Raw genomic sequence first — 12,923 nt, 5'->3', positions numbered from 1 at the left:
GTCACTCCCCGTCGTTCACGGGGCAAAGGCTGAGTGATCGACAGCACACGCTGCGTGATCACCGTGAGAGAACGCATCCGGCTCCCCCGACGGCTCCCCCCGGGCCGTAGCCGTGATGCGCACAGGGAGGTGCCACACATGGCCAACCGCGAGCTCTGGTCGTACAAGGACATCGCCGCACACATCCGGGTCCAGCCGGACACCGTGCGCTCGTACCGCAAGCATGGGCTGCTCCCTCCGCCGGACCACGTGGAAGCCGGCAAGCCGTACTGGTACGCCGACACCATCCGCCGCTGGGTCGCGAGCCGGCCGGGCAACAGAGGCCGCAAGGAGTAGGCGGACACGAAGGTCCCCGCCCCCTCGGACAGGGGGCGGGGACCTGCGCGTTCAGGCTCCCACGCCCGCCTTCTCACGCGTCTCGGTCCCGGTCGCCACCGGCTCGGGCTCCCCTTCGCTCAGCCCGAAGCGCTCGTGCAGCCGCCGCAGCGGACCCGGTGCCCACCAGGTCCGGCGCCCGGTGAGCTTGAGCACGGCCGGGACCAGGAGGCTCCGTACGACCATCGCGTCCATCAGTACGGCGAGCGCGATCCCGAGCCCCAGCATCTTGGTGTTGGTGACCCGTGACGTACCGATCGCGACCATCACCACCGCGAGGATCACCGCGGCGGCCGTGATCAGCCCGCCCGTGTGCTGCAAGCCGAACTTCACGGAGTGCTCGTGCTTGCCGGTCCGGTCGTACTCCTCCTTGATCCGCGAGAGCAGGAAGACCCCGTAATCCATGGAGAGGCCGAAGGCCACGCAGAACATCAGGACCGGCAGGGTCGTCTCGATATCGCCGGTCGAGGTGAAGCCGAGCAGTCCGGACAGATGGCCCTCCTGGAAGATCCACACCATCGCGCCGAACATCGCGGTCAGGCTGAGCCCGTTGAGCAGCACGGCCTGCAGCGGGATCAGGACGCTGCCGGTGAGCAGGAAGACCAGGAGCAGCGTGACGACCGCGATGATCGCGAGCGCCCACGGCAGCCGTTCGCCGATCGCCCCCTTGGAGTCCTCGAGCTGCGCCGCCCGCCCGGTCACGGAAGTCTCGAACGGGGCATCCTGGCCCCGGAGTTCATGCACGAGCCGCTGCGCCTGTTCGCCGACCGCCTCCCCCTTCGGCAGCACGGTGAAGTACGCCAGGTCTCCGGAAGCCGACGGCACGGGACCGTCAACCCGCAGCGCACCCGGCAGCCGCTCGACGCCCGAGCGGTACGCCTCGTACTCCTCGGGCGTGCCCTGCTCGGCGAGCACCTTGAGCGCGCCGTCCGGGCTGCCCGGGAAGCCGTCGCGGATGTGCTGCTGCACGACATGGGACTCGGCGCTCGCGGGCAGCTGGCGGTCGTCGGGGGTGCCGAACTTGACGCCCAGGAAGGGCAGTCCGAGCAGCAGCAGACCGGCCGTGGTGGCCACGGCGAAGACGGGCGCCCGGCGCATCACGAGCGCGGCCGCCTTGCCCCAGCCGGCGCCCTGTTCCTTGCGCGGTGCGCGGCCTCGGCGCCACAGCTTGCGCAGGTCAAGGGAGTTGACCCGCTCACCGAGCAGCATCAGGGCGGTGGGCAGCAGAATCAGCGCCGCCGCGGCGGCGAGCAGCACCACCGCGATCCCGGCGTACGCGAAGGAGCGCAGGAAGTACTGCGGGAAGAGCAGCATCGCGGCCAGGGACACGGCGACGGTCAGCGCCGAGAACAGCACGGTCCGCCCCGCGGTCCGCAGCGTCGTGCCCACCGCGGTCCGCACCTCGGCGCCGGCGGCGAGTTCCTCACGGTAGCGGCGGACGATGAACAGGGCGTAGTCGATGGCGAGTCCGAGGCCCAGCGCGGTGGTGAGGTTCATCGCGAAGACGGAGACGTCGGTGAACTCGGTGATGCCCCGCAGCACGGCGTTCGTCCCGAGGATCGCCACGATGCCGACGAGCAGCGGAAGCAGCGCCGCGACCGCGCTGCCGAAGACCATCACGAGCAGGACGAGTGTCACCGGCAGGGCGATCATCTCGGCCCTGAGCAGGTCCTCCTGGATGGTCTCGGTCATCTCGTGCTGCACCGCGACGGGCCCGCCGACGGTCACCTCCACCGGGCCGTGGGTCCCGCGCAGTCCGGGTGCGATCCGCTCCAGCGTGGCGGCGGCGGTCTTCTCGTCGCCTTCGATCCGGGCGGAGATCAGCGCCTGCCCGCCGTCCTCGGCGCGCAGCGCGGCCTTCGCCCGCTCGGGCGCCTGCCAGTACGAGCCGACGCCGGTGACCCCGTCCTCGGCGGCGAGCCGCTCGACGAGCCGGCGGCCCTCGGCGGCGACGGCCGGGTCGTCCACACCGGCCTCCCCGCCGTCGACGAGGAGCAGCACATTGGGCTCCGAATCGGGGAACTCCCGTTCCAACACCTCGGCCGCATACGTGGATTCGGCGGCCGGATCCTCCCAGCCACCACTGCCCATCCGGTCGGCGACCCCGCTGCCGGCGAACACGGCGAGGGCGGTGACGACCAGGGCGATCAGGAGCGAGAGCCGGGGGCGCGCGGTCACGAGCCGGGTGAAGCCCCGCGGCTCGGGCGGGCTGCTTGCGGGTTCGATCGGCATGGCGGTGTCCCCTTCACCGTGCTAAACACGAGCTATCACTCGTGTTTCTCCAGAATGCGAGCGACCGCTCGCATTTGTCAACTGCCGCCCGCGCCACCACCTCACATAGGCTCGGCGCACAGGGACGAAGGAGTGGGAGACATCGATGCCCGACCAGGAGCTACAGCCCGCCGCACCGAAGCCGCGCCGCCGCCAGGCACGCGGCGAGCGCCGGGCCGCCCAGCTCCTGGACGCCGCGGCCACGGTCTTCACCCAGGCCGGTTACGCGGGCGCCAGCACCAACGCCATCGCGCGTGAGGCCGGGGTCTCGCCCGGGACGCTGTACCAGTTCTTCCCGAACAAGGAGGCCATCGCCGTCGAGTTGGGCGGCCGGCTGCTCGAGCAGTGGCGCACGTCGTACGGCGAAGCGCTGTCCGCCGAGAACATCCGGCTGCCGCTCAGCGAGATGGTGGACGCGGTGGTGGACCCGCTCCTGGAGTTCAACGTCCAGAACCCGGCCTTCCATGTGCTCATGCACGGCCCGGACACCCCGGGCCAGGTGACCGACGCCTTCGAGGCCTTCCATGGCGCGGTGCTCCAGCGGATCGAGGAACTGCTCGCGCTGTATCTGCCCGACACCCCGAGGTCCGAGATCACGATCGTCGCCAACACGGTGCTCGGCCTCTTCAAAGCCGGGCTCGACCTGCTCGCCGTACATCAGGACGAGCAGGAGGCGTACCGGGTGGAGCTGAAGAGGGTCCTGTTCCGCTATCTCGATCCGGTGATCGGCGACTGCGTACTGCCCGACCAGGCCTAGGCGGTACGCACGTCTCTCGGCGCCCGGCCGATCACCAGGCCTCGGACCCCTGCATCCGCCCCTCCGGCAGGGCCTTCCTGCCCGTGCCCACCCGCAGCTTCATCGCGAGCAGCGGGAACACCAGGACGGAGACCATTCCCGCCCCGACGAGCGCCGCCGCCTCGCTGCTCTTGAGCAGATGCTCCTCGAGCCCGATCGTCGTGATCGCCACGACCAGCGGCAGCGCGGTGGAGGCGTACAGGGTGAGGGCGCGGCGGTCGCGGCGGTCCAGATCGCCCGGCGCCAGGAGGAACACCGGCAGTCCCCGTACGAGCAGGAAGAGCACCAGGAACACGGGCAGCAGCACCAGCGCCCGGCCGCCGTCGAGCAGGGCGGCGAGGTCGAACTCGATACCCGTGACGATGTAGAAGAGCGGCACCAGGAAACCGAAGCCCATCGCCTCGACCTTCGAGACGACCTCGTGCGCGCTCTCGGGCGAGGCCCGGTGCAGCACGATCCGGGTGATCATCCCGGCGGCGAACGCACCGAGCAGCACATCGAGCCCGAGCCAGGTCGCCAGGCCCAGCATCACGGCAAGGAGCAGCACGACCAGACGCACCGCGAACTGCCCGCTGCTGTGCAGGGTCTTGGCGATGACGTTCGCGAACCACGGCTTGTGCGGCCGCATCGCCCAGAAGACCGCACCGGCGGTGGCCAGCGCGAACAGGACGAGTACGACGGTGGACTGCCACGCACTGCGCCCGCTGAGCAGCACCGCCATCGCGATGATCGGCCCGAACTCGCCGACCGCGCCGAAGGCCTGCACCACGGAACCGAAGCGGCTGCGCAGATCCCCGGCGTCACGGAGCAGCGGAAGCACCGTGCCGAGCGCCGTGGAGGTGAGCGCCGTGCCGATGCAGACGGCCTTGCTGAAACCGCCGCTCGCGAGCACGAGCCCGAGGGCCAGACCGAGCACGAGCGAACACACCCAGGCCCGGGCCGCCCTGCTCAGGGTGTCGCCACGGATCCGGTCGAACTCGATCTCGTATCCCGCGAGGAAGATCAGCATGGCGAGCCCGAGATGGGACAGCGCCTCGGTCAACTCGCCGCCGGTGGCCCAGCCGAGGACGTCGGGCCCGACGACGATGCCGAGCAGGATCTCGAAGATGACCAGCGGCACGGGCAGCCAGCGGCCCACGCCGTAGGCGAGCAGGGGCGCGAGGACCGCGATGGACATGATCAGGATCAGCGTCCCGGACTGCGACATAACGGCTGTTTACCATAAACTCCGGACAAACCGCGCCCTTCACCTGCCGAGGACCGACCGGCCACCGCCGCCTTCGACCGCCGGTCAAATCCGCTGAATCCGGAGGTACTTGCCATGCCCCCCACGCCCGTGGGCACCGCGCCCGAGATCACCCCCGGCCTGTGGAAACGCTGCCTGTGGGGCGGCCTCGCCCTGTGGCTCCTGACCGCGATCGTCACGTACGCCACGAAGAACACGACGCTGCTGCCGACACTGATCCTGCTCGGCAGCTTCCTCGTGCCGGCCGTCTTCGTCATGTGGGCCTACGAGCGGCACGGCAGCGACCTCGGCGTGGGCCTGATCCTCGGCTGCTTCGTGACCGGCGGCATCCTCGGGGTGCTCGGTGCCTCGGTGATGGAGTACTACCTCCTGCACCCCTCCCTGTGGATGTTCCTCGGGGTCGGCCTGATCGAGGAGGCGGTCAAGCTCGCCGCCCTGATGTGGGTCGTGCGCCGCCGCCCGAAGCCGCACGGCATCCGCACCGGTCTGGTGCTCGGCGCGGCGGTGGGCTTCGGCTTCGCCGCGTTCGAGAGCGCCGGCTACGCGTTCAACGCCGCCGTCACCACCAAGGGCATCGATCTGCGGGCACTTCTGGAGACGGAGCTCCTGCGCGGGGTACTCGCCCCGTTCGGACACGGCCTGTGGACGGCGATCTCGGGTGCGGTGCTCTTCGCGTTCCGCCGCCCCGACGGCCGCTTCCGCTTCGCCGGGCCGGTGATCGGCACGTATCTGGGGGTGTCGCTGCTGCACGCACTGTGGGACTCGATGCACGGCATCGCGATCTGGCTGGTCGCCCGGATCACCAGCACCGGCCTCGACCGCTCGCTCTTCGCCCAGGGGTACATCCCCGAGCCGACCGACCAGCAGCAACATCTCTTCACGCTGTTCTCGGTCGGCGGCCTGGTGCTGATCTCGCTGATCGGCATCAAGTGGCTCCGCTCGCTGGCGCATCGCGACAGCACTTGGAAAAGTACCCCCTAGGGGTATACGGTGGAGAGCGTGAAGGAGGCCCGGGCCGTACCGGCCTCCCCATGGGGCACTCTGGTGCCACCCTCAACACGCACTCCCTCGACAGGAGAACGACATGACCGCCCAGACCGAGCTCCCCCAGGCCGAGACCACCGGTTCCTGCTGCGGCGGCGGTGGCTGCAGCACGCCGGCCGCCGACGCGCAGGGTGACGTGACCACCGTCTACCAGGTGACCGGCATGACCTGCGGTCACTGCGAGGGTGCGGTCTCCGCCGAGATCTCCGAGCTGCCGGGCGTCACCTCGGTGAAGGCCGTGGCCTCCACCGGCCAGGTCACCGTCATCTCAGCCGCGCCGCTGGACGACGAGGCGGTGCGCGCCGCGGTCGACGAGGCCGGTTACGAACTGACCGGTCGCGTCTGACCCCTCGTAGCCCTCAGGGGGTGTGCGGCCATCGGCCGTGCGCCCCCTTCGGCGCTTCCTCGTATACGGCGCCGTACTCCCCGTACCCCTGAAAGAACCTCCATGTCCTCAGCAGCCCCCGACGCCATAACCCTGCCGTCCGCCGAGGTCGAACTCGCCATCGGCGGGATGACCTGCGCCTCGTGCTCCTCGCGTATCGAGCGCAAGCTGAACCGGATCGAGGGGGTCACGGCCTCGGTCAACCTCGCCACGGAAAAGGCGCGGGTCGCGTACGGCGGCGAGGTGGCGGTCCCCGATCTGATCGCCACCGTGGAGAAGCTCGGGTACTCGGCGCACGAGATCGTCCCGGAGCCGCCCGCCGGCCTCGACGCCCCGGACGTTGCGGACGTCCCCGAAGCGCATGAGGCCGATGCGCTGCGGCAGCGCCTGACCGTCAGCGCCGTGCTCGCGCTGCCGGTGATCCTCATGGCGATGGTCCCGACGCTGCAGTTCGACAACTGGCAGTGGCTCTCGCTCACGCTCGCCGCGCCCGTCGTGGCGTGGGGCGGGCTGCCCTTCCACCGCGCCGCGTGGACCAACGCCCGCCATGGCGCGGCCACCATGGACACCCTGGTCTCGGTGGGCACGCTTGCCGCCTTCGGCTGGTCGCTGTGGGCGCTGTTCTTCGGCGACGCGGGGATGCCGGGGATGCGGCACGGATTCGACTTCACCGTCGCGCGCACGGACGGTTCGTCCACGATCTACCTCGAAGTGGCCGCCGGGGTCATCACGTTCATCCTGCTCGGGCGCTGGCTCGAGGCGCGCGCGAAGCGCAAGGCGGGCGCGGCGCTGCGGGCGCTGCTCGAGCTGGGTGCGCGCGATGCGGTGGTGCTGCGCGGCGGTGTCGAGGTGCGGGTGCCGGTCGCGGCGCTGCGGGTCGGCGACCGTTTCGTCGTACGGCCCGGGGAGAAGATCGCCACGGACGGCACCGTGGTCGAGGGCGCGTCGGCGATCGACGCCTCGCTGCTCACCGGGGAGTCGGTGCCGGTCGATGTCACCGTGGGTTCGCCGGTGACGGGCGCGACCGTGAACGCGGGCGGGCGCCTGGTCGTCGAGGCCACGCGGGTGGGCGCGGACACCCAGCTCGCGCACATGGCCCGGCTCGTGGAGGACGCGCAGACCGGCAAGGCCGAGGTGCAGCGGCTCGCGGACCGGATCGCGGCGGTGTTCGTACCGGTGGTGCTCCTGATCGCGGTGGGCACGCTCGGGTGGTGGCTCGGGGCGAGTGGGGACGCGAACGCGGCCTTCACCGCGGCGGTCGCCGTGCTGATCATCGCGTGCCCGTGCGCGCTGGGGCTCGCGACCCCGACCGCGCTGATGGTCGGTACGGGGCGGGGTGCTCAGCTCGGGATCCTCATCAAGGGGCCCGAAGTCCTGGAGTCGACACGGCGGGTGGACACCGTCGTCCTCGACAAGACGGGGACGGTGACGTCGGGGCGCATGGAGCTGGTGTCTGTGGTCGCGGCCGCTTCGGTCGACGACCGGGAGGCGCTGCGGTACGCGGCGGCCGTCGAACAGGCTTCGGAGCATCCGGTGGGCCGGGCGGTGGCCGCCGGTTTCGGCGGGGAGCTGCCGCCCGTCTCGGAGTTCGCCAGCGTCCCCGGGCTCGGGGTGCGCGGGACCGTCGAGGGGCGCCCGGTCCTCGTGGGGCGGGGTGCGCTGCTCGCCGCGGAAGGGATCCCCGTACCCGCGGAGCTCGCCGCCGCGTCGGGCGAGGCCGCGGAGCAGGGGCGTACCGCCGTGCTGGTCGCCTGGGACGGGTCCGTACGGGCCGTGCTCGCCGTGGCCGACACGGTGAAGCCGTCGAGCGCCGAGGCCGTGGCGCGGCTGCGGGCGCTGGGCCTGAAGCCGATCCTGCTCACCGGGGACAACGCCGCCGTCGCGCGGGCCGTGGCCGCCGAGGTGGGGATCGCGCCGGGGGACGTGATCGCCGAGGTGCTGCCGCAGGACAAGGTCGAGGTCGTCCGGCGGCTGCAGGCCGAGGGCCGCGCCGTGGCGATGGTCGGCGACGGGGTGAACGATGCCGCCGCGCTCGCCACCGCCGATCTCGGTCTCGCGATGGGCACGGGCACGGACGCCGCGATCCAGGCCGGCGATCTGACCCTCGTACGGGGTGATCTGCGCGTGGCCGCGGACGCGATCCGGCTCGCGCGGCGCACGCTGGCCACGATCAAGGGCAATCTGTTCTGGGCCTTCGGCTACAACGTCGCGGCGCTTCCGCTGGCCGCGGCGGGGCTTTTGAACCCCATGATTGCGGGCGCGGCGATGGCCTTCTCGTCCGTCTTCGTGGTGAGCAACAGCCTGCGCCTGCGGCGCTTCTCCTGATACGCCCCAGCTGGGGCTTCACATACTCACCACAACTCCCTTACGCTATGGACCGGTTCGGCATATCAGGTTCGATGTGCCGGTTCAGGACATAGCCGAGAGACGTAGATCACAGCGATTCCAACGTAACCATTCGGGGGGCTCGCAGGTCTAAGTGGCGATGGCAGAAACGTCTTGGGGGGCGTTTGGGTCATCAGGGGACGTCTTGGGGGACGTTCCCAGTCCGCGTTGGCCGGGGCACGTGCACGGAGAGCTTTGAGCGGCCCTCCCGTAACGCGTCCCGGCGGACCGCAGGACCAGCAGTACGTAGTGCCGGCGGTACCGAAGCGCCGGGACTACCGAAGTGCTCGACCGCAAGGCGCACACAGACGCCCGGCCGGATCCCGTGGGGGGAATCCGCACCGGGGCTAGGAAAGCGCCCCGCCAGCCGGCCCGTGGGGGGACCGGTGGGCGGGGCGCTTTTCCCTTGGTGCGCTTTGCCTTGGCGCGCTTCCCCTTGGTTGCGCTTTGCCCGTGTCGCACCGCACCAACGACTGAGCCGCACGGCCCCCGTACAGAACGGGTGCGGTGCGGCTCGGTCGATGTTCAGATGGGCGCCGGAAAAATCAACGCGCCTCGACCGGCACGAAGTCACGCTCGACCACGCCGGTGTAGATCTGGCGCGGGCGGCCGATACGGGATCCCGGCTCCTTGATCATCTCGTGCCACTGGGCGATCCAGCCCGGAAGGCGGCCGAGCGCGAAGAGCACGGTGAACATCTCGGTCGGGAAGCCCATCGCGCGGTAGATGAGACCCGTGTAGAAGTCCACGTTCGGGTAGAGCTTGCGCTCGACGAAGTAGTCGTCGTTGAGCGCGTGCTCCTCCAGCTTGAGCGCGATGTCGAGCAGCTCGTCGGACTTGCCGAGGGCGGAGAGAACGTCGTGCGCGGCGGCCTTGATGATCTGCGCGCGCGGGTCGAAGTTCTTGTACACCCGGTGGCCGAAGCCCATCAGGCGTACGCCGTCCTCCTTGTTCTTCACCTTGCGGATGAAGGTGTCGACGTCGTTGCCCGAGTCGCGGATGCCCTCGAGCATCTCCAGGACGGACTGGTTGGCGCCGCCGTGCAGCGGACCCCACAGGGCGTTGATGCCGGCGGAGATCGACGCGAACATGTTCGCCTGCGACGAGCCGACCAGACGGACCGTGGACGTCGAACAGTTCTGCTCGTGGTCCGCGTGCAGGATCAGCAGCTTGTCGAGCGCGGAGACGACGACCGGGTCGAGGTCGTACTCGGCGGCCGGCACGGAGAAGGTCATGCGCAGGAAGTTCTCGACGTAACCGAGGTCGTTGCGCGGGTAGACCACCGGGTGGCCGACCGACTTCTTGTACGCGTACGCGGCGATCGTCGGAAGCTTCGCAAGAAGTCGGATCGTCGAGAGGTGGCGCTGCTTCTCGTCGAACGGGTTGTGGCTGTCCTGGTAGAAGGTCGACAGCGCGGAGACCACCGAGGACAGCATCGCCATCGGGTGGGCGTCACGCGGGAAGCCGTCGTAGAACCGCTTGACGTCCTCGTGCAGGAGGGTGTGCCGGGTGATCTCGTCGCGGAACGTCGCGAGCTCGTCCACGGTCGGCAGTTCGCCGTTGATCAGCAGGTACGCGACCTCGATGAAGGTGGAGCGCTCGGCGAGCTGCTCGATCGGGTAGCCCCGGTAGCGCAGGATCCCTTTCTCACCGTCGAGGTACGTGACCGCCGATTTATACGCGGCAGTGTTTCCGTAACCGCTGTCCAGGGTCACCAGACCGGTCTGGGCGCGCAGCTTCCCGATATCGAAGCCCTTGTCACCGACGGTGCTGTCGATCACCGGGTAGGTGTACTCGCCATCGCCGTACTGAACTACTACAGCGTTGTTCGCGTTGTCGCTCACGTCATCCCTCACCGACGTAGTGCCTCTTCTTCGAGGTGCCCTGACTGCTGTCCACCATCCCCCATTTGGCCCTGGGCAGTGCACTCGGGGTCGACCATTAGGTCTATTGACGGCACTCAGTGCCGTCAGCCTGCTCATCCTGCCCCTTTGACCCTGGTTCCGGAACCCCTCCGTGATGTTTGCCACCGGGATGATCGATCAACGATCACCACTGTGGTTCATCCGATCCCACCGAGCCGGTGACTCAGGGCCGTGCACCTCCTGCCCGCGGAAACCGTGCGTACCGCCTGGCCAAGCGCTTTGCGTGACCCGACGAGCACCACCAGCCTCTTCGCCCGCGTGACGGCGGTGTAGAGCAAATTGCGCTGGAGCATCATCCAGGCACCGGTGGTGATCGGGATCACCACCGCGGGGTACTCGCTGCCCTGGGACCGGTGGATGGTCATCGCGTACGCATGGGCCAGCTCGTCGAGTTCGTCGAAGTCGTAATCGACCTCTTCGTCCTCATCCGTCAGCACCTTCAGCTTCTGGTCGACGAGGTCCAGCGCGGTGACCACCCCGACGGTCCCGTTGAACACCCCGTTGGTGCCCTTCTCGTAATTGTTGCGAATCTGGGTGACCTTGTCGCCGACCCGGAACGTACGACCGCCGAACCTTTTCTCCGCGAGCTCGGGACGGGCGGGCGTGATGGCCTGCTGCAGCAGCCCGTTGAGCGTGCCCGCGCCGGCCGGGCCGCGGTGCATGGGCGCGAGAACCTGCACGTCACGGCGCGGATCGAGCCCGAACTTCGCGGGGATCCGCCGGGCCGCCACATCCACGGTGACCCGCCCCGCGTCCTCGGTCTCGTCCTCGACGAAGAGAAAGAAATCGCTGAGCCCCTGGGTGAGAGGCGGGATACCGGAGTTGATCCGGTGGGCGTTGGTGACGACACCGGACTGCTGTGCCTGCCGGAAGATCCTCGTGAGCCGTACCGCCGGCACCGGGGACCGCTCGGCGAGCAGATCCCTGAGCACCTCGCCCGCGCCGACGCTGGGCAGCTGGTCGACATCGCCGACGAACAGCAGGTGGGCGCCCGGCGGCACGGCCTTGACCAGCTTGTTGGCCAGGAGCAGATCGAGCATCGAGGCCTCGTCGACCACGACCAGATCGGCGTCGAGCGGCCGGTCCTGGTCGTAGGCCGCGTCGCCGCCGGGCTTCAGCTCCAGGAGGCGGTGCACCGTCGAGGCCTCGGCCCCGGTGAGCTCGGCCAGGCGCTTGGCGGCCCGTCCGGTCGGCGCCGCGAGCACCACCTTGGCCTTCTTGGCCCGGGCGAGCTCCACGATCGACCGTACGGTGAAGGACTTGCCGCAGCCGGGTCCACCCGTGAGCACCGCGACCTTACGGGTGAGGGCGAGCCGCACGGCCTCTTCCTGTTCGGGTGCGAGCGAGGCCCCGGTCCTTGCCTTGAGCCAGCCGAGCGCCTTGTCCCAGTCGACGTCCCGGAACCCGGGCAGCCGGTCGTCATCGGTGCTCAGCAGCCGTTTGAGACGGCCCGCGAGGGAGAGCTCGGCGCGGTGGAAGGGCACGAGGAAGACCCCGGTGACCGGCTCGCCGTCCGGCCCGGGCACCCGTTCCCGTACGACTCCTTCCGGATCCTCGGCGAGCTCGCCGAGGCACTCGATCACCAGGCCGGTGTCGACCTGGAGCAGCTTCACCGCGTCGGCGATCAGCAGGTCCTCGGGCAGGAAGCAGTGCCCTTGGTCCGTCGACTGCGACAGGGCGTACTGCAGTCCGGACTTGACCCGCTCGGGACTGTCGTGCGGAATCCCGACGGACTGGGCGATGCGGTCCGCCGTGAGGAAGCCGATGCCCCAGACGTCGGAGGCGAGGCGATACGGCTCGTTCCTGACCACGGAGATCGAGGCATCCGCGTACTTCTTGTAGATACGCACCGCGATCGAGGTCGAGACGCCGACTCCCTGCAGAAAGACCATGACCTCCTTGATGGCCTTCTGTTCCTCCCAGGCGTCCGCGATCTTCTTGGTCCGCTTGGGGCCGAGCCCCGGGACCTCGATGAGCCGCTTGGGCTCCTCCTCGATGACCCTGAGCGTGTCCAGGCCGAAGTGCTCCGTGATGCGGTCGGCGAACACCGGGCCGATGCCCTTGACCAGGCCTGATCCCAGATAGCGGCGGATGCCCTGGATCGTGGCGGGCAGCAGCGTCGTGTAGTTCTCCACCGTGAACTGCTTGCCGTACTGCGCATGCGAGCCCCAGCGGCCCTCCATCCGCAGCGACTCCCCCACCTGGGCACCGAGCAGCGAGCCGACGACGGTGAGCAGATCGCCGCCGCCGCGTCCGGTGTCGACGCGGGCGACCGTGTATCCGTTCTCCTCATTGGCATACGTGATCCGCTCGAGGACTCCTTCGAGCACCGCGAGCCGGGGCTGGGGCAGCCCTGTGCTGTTGCCGGTCCGGCTGGTCATGAGGCGACGTTAGCGGGCGGCACCGACAGCGCGGGAAGCCTGTGGAAAACTCCGCGCGGGCCCGGCCCCGCACATGTTTGAGGGGGCCCGGCCCCCCGGCCGAACCCCCTCCGAT

The 12,923-nt window shown here is 69.6% G+C and carries 9 protein-coding genes; 5 read left to right on the top strand and 4 right to left on the bottom strand.

Annotation, left to right across the window (positions count from 1 at the left end):
* The first annotated feature begins 138 nt into the window (after nucleotides 1–138).
* Nucleotides 139–336: a helix-turn-helix transcriptional regulator gene (locus G6045_RS13465; protein ID WP_165332162.1), complete on the top strand. Its 198-nt coding sequence runs from the start codon at nucleotides 139–141 to the stop codon at nucleotides 334–336.
* Between the two features lie 51 nt (nucleotides 337–387).
* On the opposite strand, the gene G6045_RS13460 is transcribed toward G6045_RS13465, so the two are convergent.
* Entirely contained in the window at nucleotides 388–2,607 is a 2,220-nt protein-coding gene (locus G6045_RS13460; RefSeq protein ID WP_165332161.1) for an MMPL family transporter, read from the bottom strand.
* Nucleotides 2,608–2,752: 145 nt separating this feature from the next.
* On the opposite strand from G6045_RS13460, the gene G6045_RS13455 reads away from it, so the two are divergent.
* Nucleotides 2,753–3,403, top strand: a complete 651-nt coding sequence (locus G6045_RS13455) for a TetR/AcrR family transcriptional regulator (RefSeq protein WP_165332160.1) — start codon at nucleotides 2,753–2,755, stop codon at nucleotides 3,401–3,403.
* A 31-nt stretch (nucleotides 3,404–3,434) separates the two neighbouring features.
* Here G6045_RS13455 and G6045_RS13450 read toward each other — a convergent pair whose 3' ends face one another.
* A complete protein-coding gene (locus G6045_RS13450) occupies nucleotides 3,435–4,649 on the bottom strand; it encodes a cation:proton antiporter (protein WP_165332159.1) in 1,215 nt (404 codons plus the stop codon).
* A gap of 114 nt (nucleotides 4,650–4,763) precedes the next feature.
* On the opposite strand from G6045_RS13450, the gene G6045_RS13445 reads away from it, so the two are divergent.
* The 3 genes from G6045_RS13445 to G6045_RS13435 all read left to right on the top strand — a co-directional run bounded on the left by G6045_RS13445 (nucleotide 4,764) and on the right by G6045_RS13435 (nucleotide 8,442).
* A complete protein-coding gene (locus G6045_RS13445) occupies nucleotides 4,764–5,669 on the top strand; it encodes a PrsW family intramembrane metalloprotease (RefSeq protein WP_165332158.1) in 906 nt (301 codons plus the stop codon).
* Between the two features lie 103 nt (nucleotides 5,670–5,772).
* On the top strand, nucleotides 5,773–6,078 hold the full coding sequence (locus G6045_RS13440; RefSeq protein ID WP_165332157.1) for a heavy-metal-associated domain-containing protein: 306 nt from the start codon (nucleotides 5,773–5,775) through the stop codon (nucleotides 6,076–6,078).
* Between the two features lie 102 nt (nucleotides 6,079–6,180).
* Nucleotides 6,181–8,442, top strand: a complete 2,262-nt coding sequence (locus tag G6045_RS13435; protein ID WP_165332156.1) for a heavy metal translocating P-type ATPase — start codon at nucleotides 6,181–6,183, stop codon at nucleotides 8,440–8,442.
* Nucleotides 8,443–9,047: 605 nt separating this feature from the next.
* On the opposite strand, the gene G6045_RS13430 is transcribed toward G6045_RS13435, so the two are convergent.
* Together G6045_RS13430 and recD2 are read right to left on the bottom strand one after the other, a co-directional pair.
* Nucleotides 9,048–10,358 (bottom strand): citrate synthase, encoded by a 1,311-nt coding sequence (locus G6045_RS13430; protein ID WP_328707759.1) that lies wholly within the window; start codon nucleotides 10,356–10,358, stop codon nucleotides 9,048–9,050.
* A gap of 206 nt (nucleotides 10,359–10,564) precedes the next feature.
* Entirely contained in the window at nucleotides 10,565–12,808 is a 2,244-nt protein-coding gene (gene recD2, locus G6045_RS13425) for an SF1B family DNA helicase RecD2 (RefSeq protein WP_165332154.1), read from the bottom strand.
* Nucleotides 12,809–12,923 lie beyond the last annotated feature (115 nt).

The organism is Streptomyces mesophilus, assembly GCF_011044995.1.
Taxonomy (GTDB): domain Bacteria; phylum Actinomycetota; class Actinomycetes; order Streptomycetales; family Streptomycetaceae; genus Streptomyces; species Streptomyces mesophilus.
Note: the sequence above shows the minus strand (reverse complement) of the source record. Positions and strands in the feature narration are given on the sequence as shown.